Genomic DNA, 20,253 nt, shown 5'->3' with positions numbered 1-20,253 from the left:
TGCCCGGACGGAAATTACTCGTCTTCGTCGTGCAACTGGAACTTGCCGGCCAGTTGCTGCTGGACGTTGGCCGGGACTGCCGAATAGCGGGCGAACTCGATGGTGTAACTACCCTGGCCGCCGGTCAGCGACTTGAGCCGTGACTGGTAGTCGTTGAGCTCCGCCAGAGGCACTTCGCCGCTGATCGCCGCCAGACCGTGGCCGCGCCCGTCGGTACCGGTGATGTGGCCGCGCCGGCCGGAGAGATCGCCGCTCAGGTCGCCGATCGCGCCTTCCGGCACGACGATCTCGATATTGACGATCGGTTCCAGCACGATCGGTTTGGCGGCCCGGATGGCCTCGATAACCGCCTTGCGACCGGCGACCACGAAGGCCACTTCCTTGCCGTCGACGGCGTGGGTCTTGCCGTCGAAGACGGTCACTTTCAGGTCGTCGACCGCATAGCCGGCGACGACGCCACCCTCCAGACCCTGGCGCACGCCTTTTTCAACTGCCGCCATGAAGACGCCGGGAATGACGCCGCCCTTGACCGCATCGACGAACTCGAACCCGGCACCGCGCTCCTTCGGCTCGATGCGCAGATGCACTTCGCCGAACTGCCCGGCACCGCCGCTCTGCTTCTTGTGGCGATGCATGCCTTCGGCCGAACCGGTGATCGTTTCGCGATAGGGAATGCGCGGTGGCTTGGTGTCCACTTCCAGCTTGTACTGGCTGGCCATTTTCTCCAGCTTGGCCTTCAGGTGGATTTCGCCGAGGCCGCGGATGACCGTTTCGTTGCTGGTCGGATGACGCTCGATGAGGAAGGTCGGATCTTCCATCGCCAGCTTGCCGAGGATGTCGAACAGTCGCTGTTCGTCGCCCTTTTTCCGGGTTTCGACGGCCAGACCAGCCATCGGCCGGGGAAACTCGAGCGGCACCAGGTGGATGTGGTCTTCGTCATGCGAATCGTGCAGCACGCTGTCGAAATCGATGTCGTCGACCTTGGCGACCGCCCCGATATCGCCCGGCTGGAGTTCGTCGACTTCGACCGTATCCTTGCCCTGCAACTGGTACAGGTGAGCGACCTTGAACGGCCGCTTGCTGTCGCCGACGAAGAGCTGCATGTCCTTCTTCACCGTGCCCTGATGGACCCGGAAGATGCCGATCTTGCCCATGTAGGGATCGGCCACCACCTTGAACACATGGGCCAGCACGTGCTTGCCGGCATCCGGCACGGCGGCGAACGGTTCCGTGACGTCGCCCGGCTGCCCTTTGTAAAACGGGGGCCGGTTGCCTTCGGCCGGATTCGGCGCCAGCGAGGCCAGCACATGCAGCAATTCCTTGATGCCGGCGCCGGTTTTGGCCGAGACGAACAGGATGGGAATCAGATGCCCTTCGCGCAGCGCCTTCTCGAAAGGCGCATGCAGGTCGGTCGCTGTCGGATCGTTGCCGTCCAGATAGCTGGCCAACAGATCCTCGTCTTCCTCGACGATCTGGTCGATCAGTGCACGGTGGGCAGCGGCGACCGATTCAAAATCGGCATCGCCGGCGGCCTGTTCGAGCACCTCGACGACATCTGCCGCACCATGGGCCGGCAGGTCTAGCAGCATGCACTGCTTGCCGAAACGCTCGCGGATATCGGCGATCAGACCCGGCAGATCGAGGTTGTCGGCATCGATCTTGTTGATGACGATCATCCGGCACAGCTTGCGCTCGGCGGCATGCCGCATCATCCGCTCGGTCATCAGCTCGACGCCGGTCTGGGCATTGATGACGACCAGCGCGGTATCGACACCGGCCAGCGCGGCAATGGCCTGGCCGGCAAAATCCGGGTAGCCCGGCGTGTCGATCAGATGGACATGGGTATTTTCGTAGCCGAAATTGACGATGGCCGAACTCAGGGAATGGCCGGCTTCCTTTTCCTGGGTATCGAAATCGCAGACGGTGCTGCCTTTCTCGACGCTGCCCCGGGTGTTGATGGTGCCGGTGGCGTGAAGCAGAGCTTCGGCCAGACTGGTCTTGCCGGCCGCGCCATGGCCGACAAGCGCGATGGAACGGATAGCCTCGGTGGTGTACTTGGACATTTTATTCTCCCTGAGCTTGCGCGAAATCAGTTCAACATCATTTGACGCCGGCCGCCATGCGGTCGACGAAGTGCGGCCCGGCACCGTAGAGCAGGCCGACGGCGGCCGCCAGCAGGATCAGGCCGACCAGCAGTTGCCGACCAGGCCGCGAAAACTCCGCCCAGCGCGTGCTGGCGAACCACAACGGGCCGAGCACCGGCAACAACAGCGCCGGCATCCAGGAGCGCCAGCCATGATCGAACGAAGCCGGAAGAGTGCCGAGATAACCGACGAGCAACAGCGAAACACCAACGGCAACCAGAATGGCGACCGTGAACAGAAAAGTCAGGAACCAGAAATCCATTATTTTTTTACCTTTTGCGGACGCCGCCAGCCGGTCAGCGTCAGTTGTTTGGCGCGCGATACGGTCAACGCATCGGGCGGCGCATTTTGCGTCAAGGTCGTGCCGGCGCCCAGCGTCGCCCCCCGCCCGACGGTGACCGGCGCAACCAGTTGGGTATCGGAACCGATGAAGACGTCGTCCTCAATGATCGTCTTGTGCTTGTTGGCGCCGTCGTAATTGCAGGTGATGGTGCCGGCGCCGACATTGACCCGCTGGCCGATCTCGGCATCGCCGATATAGGCCAGATGGTTGGCCTTCGACTGGGCGCCGATGATGCTCTTCTTGACCTCGACGAAGTTGCCGATATGGACTTCGGGACCGAGTTCGGTACCTGGCCGCAGGCGGGCGTAGGGGCCGAGCACGCCGTCCGGACCGATCACCGCATCCTCGAAATGGCAGAAAGCGGCGATCCGGCTGCCGGCGCCGACCTTGACGTTCTTCAGCACGCAATAGGGACCGACCTCGACGGCATCGGCCAGCTCGACCTTGCCCTCGAAAACACAGCCGACATCGATCGACACATCGCGGCCGTAGCTGACTTCACCCCGCACGTCGATGCGGTTCGGATCGGCCAGACGGACGCCGCCGACCAGCATGGCCTCGGCGATGTTGCGCTGATGGACGCGCTCCAGCTCGGCCAGCTGGACCTTGCTATTGACCCCCAGCACTTCCCATTCGCCATCCGGCTGCGCCGTGCGCACCGGCAGACCTTCGGCGACGGCCAGCGCGACGATGTCGGTCAGGTAGTACTCGCCCTGGGCGTTGTTGTTCGACAGCCGGCCCAGCCAGTCGGCCAGGCGCCCCGACGGAATGGCCATGATCCCGGTATTCACCTCGCGAATGGCCTTTTCTTCGGCCGTCGCGTCCTTCTCTTCGACGATGCGCTGCACGTTGCCGACGGCGTCGCGGACGATGCGCCCGTAGCCGGTCGGGTTGGCCAGATCGACGGTGAGAATGGACAGCGCATCCTTGCCGGCATGCAGCAGGCGTTTCAGGGTATCGACCCGGGTCAGCGGCACATCGCCGTAGAGAACCAAGGTCTGACCGCTGGCGCCCAGCGCCGGCACGGCCTGCGCCACGGCGTGGCCGGTGCCGAGCTGCGGCTCCTGCCTGGCCCAGGCCAGATCGTCGGCGGCCAGCGTCGAGCGCACCACGTCGCCGCCATGACCATAAACCACCACCATTTTTTCGGGGGCCAGCGCCCGCGCGGTATCGATGACATGTTGCGCTAGGGCCTTGCCGGCGATCGGGTGCAGCACCTTGGGCAGATTCGAGTGCATGCGCTTGCCTTGGCCGGCAGCGAGAATGACGATGTTCATGGTTTTGGCTTCAGGTTGGGGTCGGCGCACGGCCGGCCGGGTTCATGCGGTTTTTTTGTCTTCCTGACCGGACAGGATTTCACCGAGCACGGCCTTGCCGCGCGCCGAAACTCCCCAGTGCAGAACATTCTTGTCGTTGATGCGGGTTTCGATGACGCCCAACGCCTTCATCACCGTCAGGCGCTGGCTGACGAAATCGCGCGCCAGGCCGGTGCGCTCGCAGATGGCGGCGAGGTTGCCATAGACAAAACTCTCTTCGCTGAGCGTGCGGAGAATTTCGATGTCGTTGTAGGACAGCACCTCGCGCGGTTCCGGTTCGTTGTTCTTGGCCGCTTCCGCCCGGCCTGCCGCAATGATCGGTTCTTCGCGCTGCTGTTGGGCGAGATCGCCGACTTGTCGCTTGACCTGGTCGATCTGCCCGAGCAGGCGCTGGGCGACGTTGTCGAGCAGGCGCCGCGAGGCGACGACGTAGATCAGGCAAAAACCGGCGAAGGCGAAGAAATCGACCGGCTTGGTCCGCGCGCCCTCGAGCAGGGTGCTGGAAATCATGTTCAGGAACAGCGGCACGGTCAGCGCCGCGACAATGCCCAGAACAGGATATTTCAGCCAGTCCCGCCGGGCCGGTTCGGCCGGACGGTCGGCGAGGAAATAATTGGCCACGCCACCAAGAATTCCCGTCACCACCATGATGATCAGGATGAGCACCATGTGCGTATCAAGCCCACCGTTTGGCGCGCTCACCTGGAAGGCAGTTTGCAATTCAGCCGACATTTTTATCCCCCTATGATTGCCAAGCATTTTTACACGATTGCAGCGGCCTGTCGAAGGAGGAAGCGCTAATAATCGGCTGTTTCAGGGATCGGTGTGCTTCCGTCGCTCGGTCTTCCGTTCGGCGAGCAAGGTCCATTCGCCAGCCGGATTCTGGTGCTCGAGACGGACGTTGAAACCCCACAGCGTAGACAAGTGTTCGAGCACCACCAGACTGGCCGGCGAGAGCGGTCGGCGTTGATGGGCGAAATGGCGCAGGGTCAGCGAACGGTCGCCACGCAGATCGACGTTCCAGACCTGGATGTTAGGATCGCTGCTGCCCAGGTTGTATTGTTCGGCGAGGTTTCGGCGCAGCGCCCGGTAGCCCGGCTCATCGTGGATGGCATCGACTTTCAGCATCGCCTTGGCGTCATCGTCGAGCACGGCGAACAGGCGGAACTCGCGCATCAGCCGAGGCGACAGGTACTGGGCAATGAAGCTCTCGTCCTTGAAATTGCGCATCGCGAAGTCGAAAGTCTCCCGCCAGTCGGAATCGGCGATCTCCGGGAACCACTGGCGATCCTCGTCGGTCGGCGTCTCGCAGATGCGGCGGATGTCGCGCCACAGGGCAAACCCCAGCGCATAGGGGTTGATGCCGGAATACCACGGGCTGTTGTAGGGTGGCTGGTAAACGACATTGGTATGCGACTGGAGGAATTCCAGCATGAAGCCTTCGTTGAGCTTGCCTTCGTCGTACAGGGTATTGAGCAGGGTGTAATGCCAGAAGCAGGCCCAGCCTTCATTCATTACCTGGGTCTGGCGCTGCGGGTAGAAATACTGGCTGATCTTCCTGACGATACGAACAATCTCGCGCTGCCACGGCTCGAGAAGCGGCGCGTTTTTTTCGACGAAATAGAGCAGGTTCTCTTCCGGTTCCTCGGGGAAACGACGCTCCTCGGCAGCGCTCACCGTGGCATCGTGGCGCGGCAGGGTGCGCCACAGGTCGTTCACTTGCGCCTGCAGGTAGGCCTCGCGTTCACGCTGACGGACTTTCTCCTTTTCCAGCGACAGCGGCGGCGAGCGCTTGTAGCGGTCGACCCCGAGATTGCCGAGGGCATGGCAGGCATCGAGCAGGTGCTCGACGGCATCGACGCCGTGACGCTCCTCGCATTCGGCAATGTAGTGCCGGGCGAAGACCAGATAGTCGATGATCGCGTCGGCACTGGTCCATTGCTTGAACAGGTGGTTGCCCTTGAAAAACGAATTGTGGCCGTAGCCGGCATGGGCGATCACCAGCGCCTGCATGGTCAGCGTATTTTCCTCCATCAAGTAGGCGATGCAGGGATCGGAGTTGATGACGATTTCGTAGGCCAGCCCCATCTGGCCGCGTTTGTAGCGGTTTTCGGTTTCCAGGAAGTGCTTGCCGAAGGACCAGTGGTGGTAATAGACCGGCATGCCGATCGCCGCATAGGCATCCATCATCTGCTCGGCGGTGATGATCTCGAGCTGGTGACGATAGCAATCGAGCCCGAACTCGCGGGCCACACGGCCGATTTCGGCATCGTACAGGGCGAGGTTTTCGAGCGTCCACTCGGAACCCTCGGCAATCAGACGGGAGCGTTTTTTGGTCATGCCAGCCGCTTTCTGAACAGTTCGCGGAACACCGGGTAGATGTCGCTGGCCGCGGCGATGTGCTGCAAGGCAAAAACGCCGGCATGGCTGGCCGTCAGTTTTTCATACTCGTCCCACAGGTTCTGCGGTTCGCCATCGGTGATCTCGATGTAGGCGAAGTACTGGACCCACGGCAGGATGGCATTGGCCAGCAACTCCCGGCACTTCGGCGAATCGTCGTTCCAGTTGTCGCCATCGGAAGCCTGGGCGCCGTAGATGTTCCAGGTATCGCTGGCATAGCGCTCGCCGATGATCCGTTGCATCAACAGCAAGGCGCTGGAGACGATGGTGCCGCCGGTTTCGCGGGCGTGGAAGAAGTTCTCCTCATCGACCTCCTCGGCTGCCGTATGGTGACGGATGAAGACCACCTCGATATGCTCGTAATTGCGGTTGAGGAACAGGTAAAGCAGCATGAAGAAGCGCTTGGCCATCTGTTTCTTGGCTTCGTCCATCGAACCGGAAACGTCCATCAGGCAGAACATCACGGCTTGCGTCGATGGCTGGGGAATGCGGATGCGGTTGCTGTAGCGCAGATCGAAGGGGTCGATGAAGGGGATGGCCTCGCGGCGCAGCTTCAGACTGGCGATCTCGCGTTGCAGGTGGGCGATTTCCGGCTCGTCGGGCGGCATTTCGTCGAGCGCCAGTTCCAGTTCGGCTTGCAGGCTGCGCAGCCGGGTGGCGTAAGGTCCGCCGACCGCCACCCGCCGCCCGGCCGCGCCGCGCATGGTGCGCACCAGATTGATGTTGGTCGCCACCCCGGTTTGCGTATAGCCGGCGCGGACCCGCTTGTATTCGTCGATCCGGGCCAGTTGCCGCTTGACCAGGTTGGGCAGGGCCAGCTCCTCGAAGAAGATGTCGAGAAACTCGTCGCGACTCAGCGTGAACACGAAATCGTCCAGCCCCTCGCCATCCGGGCTGGCCTGGCCGCGCCCTGGCCCCGACGCGCCACCCAGCGGACGTTCCACCTCGTCGCCGCTCTGAAAGCGGTCATTGCCCGGGTGTACCGATTGCCTGACGCCGCCTTGGCCGTGATGGAATTGCGGCTCGGAAATGTCCTGGCCGGAGATGCCGATCTTCTCGCCGTTTTCCAGGTCGCGAATACCGCGCTGGGCGATGGCATCGGCCACCGCCTTGCGGATCTGTCCCTTGTAGCGGCGAATGAAGCGGCTGCGGTTGATGGAACTCTTGTTCCTGCTGTCCTGCCGCCGGTCGACGATGCGAACCGTCATGTGCGCTCCCTTGGCCCCCGGAACCTGCGCCCCGGAGCTAATCGATCAAGACGACTTGCGGACGCGCAGATACCATTCGCACAGCAAGCGCACCTGCTTTTCGGTGTAGCCCTTGGTAATCATGCGGTTGACGAAATCCTGATGCTTTTTCTGCTCGTCGGCGCTCGACTTGGTGTTGAAGGAGATGACCGGCAGCAGTTCCTCGGTGTTGGAGAACATCTTCTTCTCGATCACCGCACGCAGCTTCTCGTACGAGGTCCACGCCGGATTCTTGCCGTCGTGCTTGGCGCGGGCGCGCAGCACGAAGTTCACCACTTCGTTGCGGAAGTCCTTCGGGTTGCTGATGCCGGCCGGCTTCTCGATCTTGTCCAGTTCGTCGTTGAGGGCGCTGCGATCGAGCATTTCCCCGGTGTTCGGATCGCGGAATTCCTGATCCTGGATCCAGAAATCGGCGTAGGTGACGTAACGGTCGAAAATGTTCTGGCCGTACTCCGAGTAGCTTTCCAGGTAGGCCGTCTGGATTTCCTTGCCGATGAACTCGGCGTAGCGCGGGCTGAGGAACTCCTTCAGATAGCGCAGGTAGCGCTCCTCGACCTCGGGCGGAAACTGCTCCTGCTCGATCTGCTGTTCCAGCACGTACATCAGGTGCACCGGGTTGGCCGCCACCTCGCGATGGTCGAAGTTGAAGACCTTGGAGAGAATCTTGAAGGCAAAGCGGGTCGATAGCCCGTTCATCCCCTCGTCGACCCCGGCAAAATCGCGGTATTCCTGATAGCTCTTGGCTTTCGGATCGGTATCCTTGAGATTCTCTCCGTCGTAAATCCGCATCTTGCTGTAAATGCTCGAGTTCTCCGGCTCCTTCAACCGCGACAGCGTGGCGAACTGGGCCATCATGCGCAGCGTGTCGGGGGCGCATGGCGCTTTGTCGAGCGAGGAATTGAACAGCAGCTTCTCGTAGATGTGCATCTCGTCGGTCACCCGCAGGCAGTAGGGCACCTTGACGATGTAGATGCGGTCGAGGAAGGCTTCGTTGTTGCGGTTGTTCTTGAAGGTCAGCCACTCCGCCTCATTCGAGTGGGCGAGGACCATGCCGTCGAAGGGAATCGCCCCGAAACCTTCGGTGCCCTTGTAGTTCTGCTCCTGGGTTGCCGTCAGCAGCGGATGCAGCACCTTGATCGGCGCCTTAAACATCTCGACGAATTCGAGCACGCCGCGGTTCGCCAAGCACAGGCCGCCGGAGTAGGAATAGGCGTCCGGATCGTTCTGCGAATAGGTTTCCAGCTTGCGGATGTCGATCTTGCCGACCAGCGCCGAAATATCCTGATTGTTCTCGTCGCCCGGTTCGGTCTTCGACACGGCGATTTGCGACAGCACCGACGGGCGGAGCTTGACCACCCGGAAACGGCTGATGTCGCCGCCGAACTCGCTCAAGCGCTTGACCGCCCATGGACTCATCACCGTGCCGAGGTAGCGGCGGGGAATGCCGTAGTCCTCTTCGAGGATCGCTCCATCCTCATCGATATTGAACAGGCCAAGCGGTGACTCATGAACCGGCGAGCCCTTGATCGCATAGAACGGTACTTTCTCGATCAGGTACTTCAGGCGTTCGGCCAGCGAAGACTTGCCCCCGCCGACCGGGCCAAGCAGGTAGAGGATCTGCTTCTTTTCCTCCAAGCCCTGCGCGGCATGACGGAAGTAGGAAACGATGTTTTCGATCACCTCTTCCATGCCGTAAAACTCGCGGAAGGCCGGGTACAGCTTGAGCATCTTGTTGGCGAAGATCCGCGAGCGGCGCGGATCGCTGCGCGTATCGACCAGCTCCGGCTCGCCGATCGCCAGCAGCATGCGCTCGGCGACGCTGGCATAGGCGGTGCGATCGCTCTTGCAGACATCCAGATACCCCTGAAGTGACAGCTCTTCTTCCTGAAGGGCTTCATAGCGGTGCTGGTAGCGGGCGAATATCGACATGGCTGCCTCCTTCGATGTACTGCGACCAATCTGCCTTGCTGCTCCTGCCTTTTCCTGCTGATGCCTGGGTCGGGCGTCCACGGCAAGAACTCCCTGTCCGTTGGTGTGGCTGGGCAGGCAAAAGTTCGCTTGGCCACAGAGAAATTTCGCGCAAGCCTTCGGCCGCCAAGCGCTCACCGACAACCGCGAGGCCAAACAAAAAGCCCCGCCGGCATGGTGACCGGCGGGGCTTTTTTTGGGGATGCTGCGTTTTTAGCGCGGCAGCGTCGTGCTACCCATCAGGAAGTTATCGACCTCGCGGGCACACTGCCGACCCTCGCGGATCGCCCAGACGACCAGCGATTGACCACGCCGAACGTCGCCGGCGGCGAAGACCTTGCCGACATTGGTGGCATAGCAGCCGTCGCCGTCGGTCGTTGCCTTGGCATTGCCGCGGTTGTCCTTCTCGATGCCGAAGGCTTCGAGCAGGCTGCCGACCGGATTGGTGAACCCCATGGCGAGGAAAACGAGATCGGCCGGCAGTTCGAATTCCGAACCGGCAACTTCGCTCATCTTTCCGTCCTTCCATTCGACACGCACCGCCTTCAGCGCCTTGACGTTGCCTTTGCCATCATCGATCAACGCCTTGGTCGCCACCGCGAAATCGCGGCTGCAGCCTTCGTCGTGCGACGAGGAAGTGCGCAGCTTGTACGGCCAGTACGGCCAGGTCAGCGCCTTGTTTTCCTCTTCCGGCGGCATCGGCATCAGTTCGAACTGGGTCACCGAGGCAGCGCCCTGACGGTTCGAAGTACCGACACAGTCGGAGCCGGTATCACCGCCGCCGATGACGATCACGTGCTTGCCCTTGGCATTGATCGGGTTGGCCTTGCCGGCCTGGACTTCCTTGTTCTGCGGAATCAGGAATTCCAGCGCGGCATAGGTGCCCTTCAGTTGGCGGCCGGGGACCGGCAGGTCGCGCGGCACTTCCGAACCGGCCGCGACGATCACCGCATCGAAGTCTTTTTTCAGTTGCTCGGCCGAAACGAACTCGACGGCGTCATTGTTGATGCCGGCCGGCAGATCCTTGCTGCCGACGACGACCTTGGTCTTGAAGCTGACGCCTTCGGCTTCCATCTGGGCGACACGGCGATCGATCACCGTCTTTTCCAGCTTGAAGTCGGGAATGCCGTAACCGAGCAGGCCACCGATACGGTCGCTCTTCTCGAACACCGTCACGGCGTGACCGACCCGCGCCAGTTGCTGGGCGGCAGCCAGGCCGGCCGGGCCGGAACCGACCACGGCAATCTTCTTGCCGGTCTTGGCCTTCGGCGGTTGCGGCACGACCCAACCCATTTCCCAGCCCTTGTCGATGATGAAATGCTCGATCGACTTGATGCCGACCGGCGCAGCATTGATGCCCAGCGTACAGGCGGCTTCGCAGGGGGCCGGACAGATGCGGCCGGTGAAGTCCGGGAAATTGTTGGTGGAATGCAGCACTTCCAGGGCCTGCTTCCAGTTGCCGCGATAAACCAGATCATTCCAGTCGGGAATGATGTTGTTCACCGGACAACCGTTGTTGCAGAACGGAATGCCGCAGTCCATGCAGCGTGCGCCCTGGGTCTTGGCATCCTCGTCGTTCAGGGTATGAACGAATTCTTTGTAGTGCTTCAGGCGCTGTTCAACCGGATCGTAAGCCTCGGAGAGACGGTCGAATTCCATAAAGCCAGTCGGCTTGCCCATTATGCGGCCTCCTTCTGTGCAGCGGCCAGCTCGGTGAGCGCCCGCTTGTACTCATGCGGATAAACTTTGACGAACTTCTCGCGGTAGGCATCCCAGTCGGCCAGGATAGCCTTGGCGGTCGTGCTGCAGGTGTACTCGGCATGGCGGGTGACCAGTTCCTTGAGTTGCTCTTCGTCGGCGATGCCCAGGTGCAGAGGCTCACCGGCAGCCTGGCGGCTCGCCGGCAGAACCTTCTCAAGCGCGACCTGAGCCAGATTGGCGCGATGCTTGAAGCTGCCATCCTCGTCCAGCACGTAGGCGATGCCGCCCGACATGCCGGCCGCGAAGTTACGCCCGGTCATGCCAAGCACAACCACGGTACCGCCGGTCATGTATTCGCAGCCGTGGTCACCGACGCCTTCGACAACCGCCGTGCCACCGGAGTTACGGACGGCGAAACGCTCGCCGCCGACGCCGGCCAGGAAAGCCTCGCCATCGGTCGCACCGTACATGACGGTGTTGCCGACGATGATGTTTTCCTGCGTGTTGCCACGGAAATCGGGGCTCGGCTTGATGATCAGGCGACCGCCCGACAGTCCCTTGCCGACATAGTCATTACCTTCGCCACTCAGTTCGAGCGTGACGCCCTTGGCCAGGAAAGCACCGAAGGCCTGGCCGGCGGTGCCGGTCAGCTTGACGTGGATGGTGTCGTCCGGCAACCCGGCGTTGCCATAACGGCGGGCCACTTCACCCGACAGCATGGTGCCGCAGGTGCGGTTGACGTTGATGATCGAGGTTTCGATCTGCACCTTCTGACCCTTTTCCAGGGCTGGCTTGGCCTGCTCGATCAACTTGTGATCGAGCGCCTTGGCCAGACCGTGATCCTGCGTTTCGGTCTGGCGACGCGGCTCGCTGGCCGGCACGTTCGGCTGGTAGAAAATGCGCGAGAAATCGAGACCCTTGGCCTTCCAGTGTTCGATACCCGGACGGGTGTCGAGCAGGTCAGCCCGGCCGACCAAGTCGTCAAACTTGCGAATGCCCAGCTGGGCCATGATTTCGCGGACTTCTTCGGCAACGAAGAAGAAGTAATTGACAACGTGCTCCGGCTGGCCGCTAAAGCGCTTGCGCAACTCAGGGTCCTGGGTGGCAACGCCGACCGGACAGGTGTTGAGGTGACACTTGCGCATCATGATGCAGCCCTCGACGACCAGCGGCGCGGTAGCGAAACCGAATTCGTCGGCGCCGAGCAGGGCGCCGATGACGACGTCGCGGCCGGTCTTGATCTGGCCGTCGACCTGGACGCGGATACGGCTGCGCAGGCGATTCAGGACAAGAGTCTGCTGGGTCTCGGACAGACCGAGTTCCCACGGCGTACCGGCATGCTTGATCGACGATTGCGGCGAAGCACCGGTGCCGCCGTCGAAGCCGGCGATCACCAGGTGATCGGCCTTGGCCTTGGAAACACCGGCAGCCACGGTACCGACGCCCACTTCGGAAACCAGCTTGACCGAGATCGACGCTTTGGAATTGGCATTCTTCAGGTCATGGATCAGCTGGGCCAGATCTTCGATCGAGTAGATGTCGTGGTGCGGCGGCGGCGAAATCAGGCCGACGCCCGGCACCGAGTGACGCAGGAAGCCGATGTACTCGGACACCTTGTGCCCCGGCAACTGGCCGCCCTCGCCCGGCTTGGCGCCTTGGGCCATCTTGATCTGGATCTGGTCGGCATTGACTAGGTATTCGGCGGTGACGCCGAAACGACCGGAAGCGACCTGCTTGATCGCGGAACGCAGCGAATCACCTTCCTTCATCTCGATGTCGCGCTCGATGCGGCCGGCGCCGATGATTTCGGAGAGCATGGTGCCCGCCTTGACCGGGGCGAAACGCTTGGCATCCTCACCACCTTCGCCGGTGTTCGACTTGCCGCCGATGCGGTTCATCGCCAGGGCAAGCGTGGTGTGGGCTTCGGTCGAAATGGAGCCGAGCGACATGGCGCCGGTCGCAAAACGCTTGACGATCTCCTTGGCCGACTCGACTTCATCGAGCGGTACCGGGGTACCTTGCGGCTTGAATTCGAACAGGCCGCGCAGCGTCAGGTGACGCTTGGTCTGATCGTTGATCAGCTTGGCGTATTCCTTGTACGTCTCGTACTTGCCGGAGCGCGTCGCATGCTGCAGTTTGGCGATCGAATCGGGCGTCCACATATGCTCTTCGCCACGCGTGCGATAAGCGTACTCACCGCCGGCGTCGAGCATGCTGGTCAGCACCGGATCAGCCGAGAAGGCTTCCGTATGCAAACGAATGGCTTCCTCGGCCACTTCGAAGACGCCAATGCCTTCGACGTTGGATGGCGTGCCGGTGAAGTACTTCTCGATGAAGTCCTTCTGCAGGCCGATCGCTTCGAAAATCTGCGCGCCGGTGTAGGACATGTAGGTCGAGATGCCCATCTTGGACATGACCTTGTTCAGCCCCTTGCCGATCGCCTTGACGTAATTCTTGACGTATTTGTCGGCTTTTTCGGCATCGCCCTTGGCAAAGCCCTCGATCGTTTCCAGAGCCAGGTAGGGGTGAATCGCTTCGGCGCCGTAACCACCGAGCAGCGCGAAGTGATGCGTTTCACGCGCCGAGCCGGTCTCGACGACCAGACCGGCGCTGGTGCGCAAGCCCTTCTTGACCAGATGCTGGTGAATGGCCGAGGTCGCCAGCAGCGCCGGGATCGCCACGTGATCGGCATCGACCTTGCGGTCGGAGACGATCAGGACGTTGGCGCCGGAGCGCACGGCATCTTCGGCATCCGCCGCCAGCGAGGCGAGACGGGCTTCGACACCGGCCTTGCCCCAGGCGACCGGGTAGCAGATATCCAGCTCGAAAGAGCGGAACTTGCTCGAGGTGTATTTCCCGATATGGCGCAGCTTCTCCATGTCGGTGCAGTTCAGGACCGGCTGCGACACTTCCAGGCGGATCGGCGGGTTGATGTCCGTGGTATTCAGCAGATTGGGCTTGGGACCGACGAACGAGACCAGCGACATGACCAGTTCTTCACGGATCGGATCGATCGGCGGATTGGTAACCTGGGCAAACAGCTGCTTGAAGTAGGTGTAGAGGGTCTTGTTCTTGCTCGACAGCACCGGCAGCGCGGAATCGGTACCCATCGAACCGGTCGCTTCTTCGCCGTTCTGTACCATCGGCTCGAGGATGACCTTGATGTCTTCCTGGGTGTAACCGAAGGCCTGCTGACGATCGAGCAGCGAAGCGGACGGCACGGCACACTTTTCGTCGGCCGCCGGGACCTGGTCGAGCTTGATGCGGATCTTTTCGATCCACTCGCGATAGGGCTTGGCCTTGGCCAGCGAGTCCTTGAGTTCCTTGTCGTCGATGATGCGGCCTTGTTCCATGTCGATCAGGAACATCTTGCCCGGTTGCAGGCGCCACTTTTTGACGATCTTCTTTTCCGGAATCGGCAGCACGCCGGATTCGGAGGCCATGACCACGAGGTCATCGTCGGTAACAAGATAGCGGGCAGGCCGCAGACCGTTACGGTCGAGCGTCGCGCCGATCTGGCGACCGTCGGTGAACGCGACGGCGGCGGGGCCATCCCACGGCTCCATCATCGCAGCATGGTATTCGTAGAACGCCCGACGATTTTCGTCCATCTGCGTGTGCTTTTCCCAAGCCTCGGGAATCATCAGCATCATCGCCTGGGCCAGCGAATAGCCGCCCATGACCAGCAGTTCGAGTGCGTTATCGAAGGAGGCCGAATCGGACTGCCCCGGATAATGCAGCGGCCAGACCTTCTTCAGGTCATCGCCGAGAATCGGGGAGGAAATTGCCTGCTCGCGCGCCTTAAACCAGTTGACGTTGCCGCGCACCGTGTTGATTTCGCCGTTATGGGCGATGTAGCGGAACGGGTGGGCCAGATCCCAAGTCGGGAAGGTATTGGTCGAAAAGCGCTGGTGCACCATGGCCAGGGCGGAAACGGTGCGCTTGTCCTGCAGGTCGAGATAGTAGACACCGACCTGGTCGGCCAGCAACAGGCCCTTGTAGTTGACCGTACGAGCCGAGAAGGACGGCACGTAGAATTCCTTGCCGTGCTTCAATTTGAGCGACTTGATCGCATTCGCGGCACGGCGGCGGATGATGTAAAGCTTGCGCTCGAGGGCATCGGTGACAAATACGTCAGGACCGCGACCGACAAAAATCTGACGGATCACCGGTTCCTTGGCGCGTACCGTCGGCGACATCGGCATGTCACGATTGACCGGAACTTCGCGCCAGCCGAGAACAACCTGGCCTTCGGCCTTTACCGAGCGTTCGATCTCCTCGACGCAGGCGTGGCGCGATGCAGCCTCCTGCGGCAAAAAGACCATACCGACACCGTATTCGCCAAGCGGCGGCAACTCGATGTCTTTCTTAGCCATTTCTTCCCGATAGAACTGGTCGGGAATCTGAATGAGAATACCGGCACCGTCACCCTGCAACGGGTCGGCACCAACGGCGCCCCGGTGATCAAGGTTTTTCAGGATCAACAAACCTTGCTCGACGATGCTATGACTCTTCAGCCCCTTGAAATGGGCAACAAAACCCACGCCGCAAGCGTCGTGCTCGTTGGCTGGGTCGTACAAACCCTGCCGATCAGGTACTGCCGGTTCCATCACACGCATTCCTTCAAATAACTTGGCCAGACCACATGGACCAAAGATAAAAAAAGCCGAACATCATAATTTATGCGTCGGCCTGTACGAAATTTTGAGGCAACCATCAAATATACTGGTAAAACCCTGTCAATTCAAGATGCTGCAATGCACCAATATGGCCCAATCGCATTCAAGCGGTCCCCGCTCAAGTGCATCGGGCTTCGATCGCCGCACGGATCAACTCCTTGCCAGCCTCATCGGACATTACCGCCTTGCCTATTTCTTTCAGTAGCACAAGACGTAACTTGCCATCCTGCACCTTCTTGTCGTGGCTCATCAACTCAAGATAACGTGCCGCACCCAAGGCCGGTCCTTGCACAGGCAAGCCTGCCTGAATGAACAATTTTTCGATTCTTTGAACCGTCTCGGCTGACAGCCAGCCAAGGCGACGCGACAGCTCTGCCGCAATTAGTGTGCCGGCCGCTACTGCTTCGCCATGCAGCCACACCCCATAGCCCATACCTGTTTCAATGGCATGACCGAAGGTATGACCAAGATTCAGCAGCGCGCGCTCGCCGCTCTCCCGCTCATCAGCGGCCACCACCTTAGCCTTGTTCGAGCAAGAGCGATGCACAGCATAGGCGAGGGCCGTCTTGTCACGGGCCAGCAATTTGTCGATATTCGACTCCAACCAAACGAAGAAGTCCGGATCACGAATCAAACCATACTTGATGACTTCGGCCAGGCCTGCCTGCAACTCTCTGTCGGGCAAGGTATCAAGGGTCGATAGGTCGGCCAGCACCAGCTTGGGCTGATAGAAGGTGCCGATCATGTTTTTCCCCAGAGGGTGGTTGATGGCAGTCTTGCCACCGACCGAGGAATCGACCTGCGACAGTAACGTTGTGGGCACCTGAATGAATGGCATACCCCGCTGGTAGCAAGCCGCGGCAAAGCCCCCCATATCGCCGATCACGCCTCCGCCGAGAGCGATCAGCGTGGTGCTGCGTTCGCAATGCGCCCCGAGTAAGGCGTCGAAGATCAGATTCAAGGTTTCCCAAGTCTTATAGCGCTCTCCATCCGGGAGAATGACCGGCAAAACTGAAACACCACCCTTTTCCAAGGTTGATCGCAGGACATCAAGGTAAAGAGGCGCGACGGTCGTGTTGGTCACCACCACCGCATTTTTCTGCTTCAAATGAGAAAGCAGCAATTCGGCGTCAGTCAGAATGCCGCAGCCGATATGGATCGGATAGGAGCGCTCACCCAGCGCCACATTCAAAGTCTGATTCATGATTTACCCAGCCGATTAAATTCCCGCAGCAAATGCTGCACGATGCCCGAAGCGACGAGATGAGAACCTTCAACAACGAAATGGGCTACATCTCGATAAAGTGGGTCACGCACCGCATAAAGCTCTTCCAGCCTGGCCAACGGATCCGGCACATTGAGTAGAGGTCGATTCCTGTCGTGACGGGTGCGTTCATACAAGAGCCTTGGCGGCACATTCAGATAAACCACCCAGCCCGTATCGTGCAGACGCCGACGATTTTCCGGATTGAGCACAACACCGCCGCCAGTCGCCAGGACAATATCTTGTGCATTTGACAACTCTGCGATTGTTTGGGCCTCCCGACGCCTGAACCCGTCTTCACCCTCAATTTCGAAAATAGTCGGAATGGGAACCCCCGTCCGCTCGACGATTTCATGATCGGAGTCGTAAAAGGCGCGTCCCAGACGTTTCGCCAGTTGCCGCCCTACGGTTGTTTTGCCGGCCCCCATCAGGCCGACGAGATAGATATTTCGACGATTTTCCACGACCGAATTCTATCCGACTCTAGCCTAGCCACAAAAAACAAAGGCCGGCTAAGCCGGCCCCTGATGACAAATCGGTTACTTATCAATCCAAACGCATCTTGTCGGAAAGAATGCGTGGCGTGATGAAAACCAGTAATTCGCGACGCTCTGCAATATCGTTCTTGTACTTGAAGAGCCAACCAAAGAACGGAATATCACCCAACATCGGCACCTTCTCGGTGGACGCTTGAGTATTCGTGATAAAAACCCCGCCGATCACCACAGTGCCACCATTTTCGACGACGACATTGGTTTCCACAATTGAACTTTTCAGTGGTGGATTCCCCAAAATAGCCTTCGTCCAATCCGGCTCCTCTTTTTTGACGATCAAAGCCATCCGCACGGTTCCTTCCGGCGTGATCTGTGGCGTCACTTCAAGAGATAACTTGGCCGCCTTGAAGCTAACAGTCTGCGTAGTCGTTCCGCCACTGCTTGAGGTGGTTACGTAGGGAATCTCCGAGCCATCCTCAATCTTAGCCTTTACGTTATTGGCGGTTATCACCCGCGGACTCGAAATGATCTTGCCAACGCCATCCGACTCCAATGCAGCCAATTCAAGATTTAGAATACGAGTCAGTGAAGAGTTGAACAAAGACAACGCCAGCGTTCCTCCCGTTGAAGTAAAAGAAGGAAGGTTAACGCCCACGGCGCTGGTTGCTGATTGAGTCCCTGTACTGCTGTAGGCACCACCATTTACGGCGATTCCACTACCCCCAATATTGGTCGCGCTTTTAGCTCCTGAGAGAAAATTAAGCTTCACCCCCAAGTCACGATTAAAACTGTCGTTAGCTTCAACCACGCGCGCTTCAATCAATACCTGCCGAGCACCAATATCAATTGCATTGATAAAGGAACGAATTTCTTCCAACTTCGATGGAATATCATTTACGAACAGAATATTGGATTGTGGGTCTGCCACCGCACTTCCCCGCTTACTCAAAATACGCTGTGCTGCGCCAGCAACCCCTCCCGTCGGGGCCACCCCGGCAAGAAGGCGGGCAACATCGATCGCTTTCTGATAATTGAGGGCAAATTGCTCAAGCTTAATTGGCTCAAGATCGTTGATCTGTTGCTTAGATTCGAATTCAAGCTTTTCTCGAGTCGATATTTCATCACGCGGGGCAATCATGATGATATTGCCCTTTTTGCGCATATCCAGACCCTTTTGCTGGAAAATAATATCAATGACCTGATCAGCAGGCACATCCTTGAGGACCAATGTAGTTGTTCCCGTCACGGTTTCGCTGATCACCGCATTCAAGCCCAACTCTTCGGCCATTAAACGGAGCAACGCCCGAACATCACCATTTTGGTAATTGATACTGACACGCGGCCCCTGATAACCGACTTTCGACCCCTGAACCAGTTTGTTCGGATCTTCGACAATCCGTTTTACCTCAACGATAAACTGATTGTCGCTCTGATAGGCATTGTGTTCCCACTGGCCTTTGGGCGAGATCGTCATGCGCGCATTTTCACCCAGCGACTTCGTTTCAACGGTACCCACCGGTGTGGCAAAATCAGTAACATCCAGTTTGCGACGGAGATGCTCGGGAACAGCTGTTTTGATGAAATCAACAATCAACGCAGACCCTTGTTGCCGGATGTCGATCCCGGTACCCGCGTCACTTAGATCAACAACAATACGACCTTCGCCATCTTTCCCCCGGCGAAACAGGACATCGCGCAAGGCATGCCGACTCCCAACCGCGCTTTCTTCAGCGAATCGGGTCACTTGCTGCGCGGCCGTATCGCCAATCCGAGCAATCGGAGAAAGCGTGACGTAAAGCGACTTGCCTTCCAGGCGGGTCGTGTAATTCATGTGACGCACCAGATTCAGTACCAGACGAGTCCTTTCGCCAGCCTGAACGATGTTCATGCTACGCAAATCCCCCTCATTCAGCACCTGGCTATTTTTTCCGAGACTGTTCGCCGTTGACGGAAAATCAAGCGCAATCTTGGCTGGATTGGCAACGCTAAAGCCCGCAGGAGGGACAGACAGCGCTTCCTTTAGATCAATCTTGACCGCTATTTCGTTGCCTTGTTTGGCCACATTAATCGCCTCAATGGCGTTGGCCGGAACGTTCTGGGCACGAACAGGCGAAATCAAGGCGAGGCAAGCCATGGCCGCAAGCAGCGTGTAGTTTAATAGTTTCATTTCTTGCTTCCCTCCTTGCTCTGCAGGTAGAGCGAACTCTTGCGCTCGCTCCAGTCACCGGCAGAATCCTGTATCAATTCGCGCAACTCAACTTCCTTGTCGGTAATCTGCGTCACCATCCCAAAATCCAGACCGATGTAATCGCCAACCTTGACTTGCTTGACCTTGTCGTCAACCTGAATGGCCGCCATCGGACGATTGTTGATATTCAGATAACCAATCATTTTCAGCGACTCAATCGGATATTTCTCAAGTAGGCTGTTACGCATTTCACGAGCCTCGAAATCAGGCTGAAAAGCGCCTCCCTTCCCGGCTGCTTGCTTGTACTTTGACTCTGGCTCTATCTTGTTCGGCTTGAATGGGTCCAAAACCCCCTCCACCTCATAAGGAACTGGCTGGTAGGGCAAAACTTCAGGCACCTTGGGAACACTCCCTCGCATATCCTTGGTGCTCTCGACCATCCATTGCTTCAAGTCTTCATGGTCCCCTCCGGAGCAAGCTCCAAGGGCACCACACAAGGCGACAAGCAT

Annotated in this window: 13 protein-coding genes; all 13 read right to left on the bottom strand. The window is 59.4% G+C overall.

What is annotated here, in order from left to right:
- Positions 1–14: 14 nt before the first annotated feature.
- Complete coding sequence (gene fusA / locus KI611_RS01365; protein WP_226418053.1) at positions 15–2,063, bottom strand: elongation factor G; 2,049 nt, start codon at positions 2,061–2,063, stop codon at positions 15–17.
- Positions 2,064–2,100: 37 nt separating this feature from the next.
- The gene (locus KI611_RS01360) at positions 2,101–2,406 is read right to left on the bottom strand and encodes a hypothetical protein (RefSeq protein WP_226418052.1); all 306 of its coding nucleotides are present in this window, start codon (positions 2,404–2,406) and stop codon (positions 2,101–2,103) included.
- Positions 2,406–3,764, bottom strand: a complete 1,359-nt coding sequence (glmU, locus tag KI611_RS01355) for a bifunctional UDP-N-acetylglucosamine diphosphorylase/glucosamine-1-phosphate N-acetyltransferase GlmU (protein ID WP_226418051.1) — start codon at positions 3,762–3,764, stop codon at positions 2,406–2,408. Before glmU ends, KI611_RS01360 begins: the two co-directional genes overlap by 1 nt.
- A gap of 42 nt (positions 3,765–3,806) precedes the next feature.
- Entirely contained in the window at positions 3,807–4,535 is a 729-nt protein-coding gene (locus tag KI611_RS01350) for a YEATS-associated helix-containing protein (RefSeq protein ID WP_226418050.1), read from the bottom strand.
- Positions 4,536–4,616: 81 nt separating this feature from the next.
- On the bottom strand, positions 4,617–6,143 hold the full coding sequence (locus KI611_RS01345; RefSeq protein WP_226418049.1) for a SpoVR family protein: 1,527 nt from the start codon (positions 6,141–6,143) through the stop codon (positions 4,617–4,619).
- Positions 6,140–7,411: a YeaH/YhbH family protein gene (locus KI611_RS01340; protein WP_226418048.1), complete on the bottom strand. Its 1,272-nt coding sequence runs from the start codon at positions 7,409–7,411 to the stop codon at positions 6,140–6,142. The genes KI611_RS01345 and KI611_RS01340 overlap by 4 nt, the downstream gene beginning before the upstream one ends.
- A gap of 45 nt (positions 7,412–7,456) precedes the next feature.
- On the bottom strand, positions 7,457–9,379 hold the full coding sequence (locus KI611_RS01335; RefSeq protein ID WP_226418047.1) for a PrkA family serine protein kinase: 1,923 nt from the start codon (positions 9,377–9,379) through the stop codon (positions 7,457–7,459).
- Between the two features lie 252 nt (positions 9,380–9,631).
- Complete coding sequence (locus KI611_RS01330) at positions 9,632–11,098, bottom strand: glutamate synthase subunit beta (protein WP_226418046.1); 1,467 nt, start codon at positions 11,096–11,098, stop codon at positions 9,632–9,634.
- Positions 11,098–15,729, bottom strand: a complete 4,632-nt coding sequence (gene gltB, locus KI611_RS01325; protein WP_226418045.1) for a glutamate synthase large subunit — start codon at positions 15,727–15,729, stop codon at positions 11,098–11,100. The genes KI611_RS01330 and gltB overlap by 1 nt, the downstream gene beginning before the upstream one ends.
- Before the next feature lie 187 nt (positions 15,730–15,916).
- Positions 15,917–17,002: a 3-dehydroquinate synthase gene (aroB, locus tag KI611_RS01320; protein ID WP_226418044.1), complete on the bottom strand. Its 1,086-nt coding sequence runs from the start codon at positions 17,000–17,002 to the stop codon at positions 15,917–15,919.
- Positions 16,999–17,526, bottom strand: coding sequence for a shikimate kinase (locus KI611_RS01315; RefSeq protein ID WP_226418043.1), 528 nt, complete (start codon positions 17,524–17,526; stop codon positions 16,999–17,001). Before KI611_RS01315 ends, aroB begins: the two co-directional genes overlap by 4 nt.
- An 82-nt stretch (positions 17,527–17,608) precedes the next feature.
- A complete protein-coding gene (gene pilQ, locus KI611_RS01310) occupies positions 17,609–19,723 on the bottom strand; it encodes a type IV pilus secretin PilQ (RefSeq protein ID WP_226418042.1) in 2,115 nt (704 codons plus the stop codon).
- Complete coding sequence (locus KI611_RS01305; RefSeq protein ID WP_226418041.1) at positions 19,720–20,253, bottom strand: pilus assembly protein PilP; 534 nt, start codon at positions 20,251–20,253, stop codon at positions 19,720–19,722. The genes pilQ and KI611_RS01305 overlap by 4 nt, the downstream gene beginning before the upstream one ends.

The sequence above is a fragment of the Dechloromonas denitrificans genome (assembly GCF_020510685.1).
GTDB classification, from domain to species: domain Bacteria; phylum Pseudomonadota; class Gammaproteobacteria; order Burkholderiales; family Rhodocyclaceae; genus Azonexus; species Azonexus denitrificans_A.
This window is presented reverse-complemented; position numbering and strand designations above follow the sequence as displayed.

Excerpts from the sequence above, each read along its gene's own strand:
- fusA (WP_226418053.1), bottom strand. The coding sequence starts at position 2,063 with ATGTCCAAGTACACCACCGAGGCTATCCGTTCCATCGCGCTTGTCGGC.
- KI611_RS01360 (WP_226418052.1), bottom strand. The coding sequence starts at position 2,406 with ATGGATTTCTGGTTCCTGACTTTTCTGTTCACGGTCGCCATTCTGGTT.
- glmU (WP_226418051.1), bottom strand. The coding sequence starts at position 3,764 with ATGAACATCGTCATTCTCGCTGCCGGCCAAGGCAAGCGCATGCACTCG.
- KI611_RS01350 (WP_226418050.1), bottom strand. The coding sequence starts at position 4,535 with ATGTCGGCTGAATTGCAAACTGCCTTCCAGGTGAGCGCGCCAAACGGT.
- KI611_RS01345 (WP_226418049.1), bottom strand. The coding sequence starts at position 6,143 with ATGACCAAAAAACGCTCCCGTCTGATTGCCGAGGGTTCCGAGTGGACG.
- KI611_RS01340 (WP_226418048.1), bottom strand. The coding sequence starts at position 7,411 with ATGACGGTTCGCATCGTCGACCGGCGGCAGGACAGCAGGAACAAGAGT.
- KI611_RS01335 (WP_226418047.1), bottom strand. The coding sequence starts at position 9,379 with ATGTCGATATTCGCCCGCTACCAGCACCGCTATGAAGCCCTTCAGGAA.
- KI611_RS01330 (WP_226418046.1), bottom strand. The coding sequence starts at position 11,098 with ATGGGCAAGCCGACTGGCTTTATGGAATTCGACCGTCTCTCCGAGGCT.
- gltB (WP_226418045.1), bottom strand. The coding sequence starts at position 15,729 with ATGGAACCGGCAGTACCTGATCGGCAGGGTTTGTACGACCCAGCCAAC.
- aroB (WP_226418044.1), bottom strand. The coding sequence starts at position 17,002 with ATGAATCAGACTTTGAATGTGGCGCTGGGTGAGCGCTCCTATCCGATC.
- pilQ (WP_226418042.1), bottom strand. The coding sequence starts at position 19,723 with ATGAAACTATTAAACTACACGCTGCTTGCGGCCATGGCTTGCCTCGCC.
- KI611_RS01305 (WP_226418041.1), bottom strand. The coding sequence starts at position 20,253 with ATGCTTGTCGCCTTGTGTGGTGCCCTTGGAGCTTGCTCCGGAGGGGAC.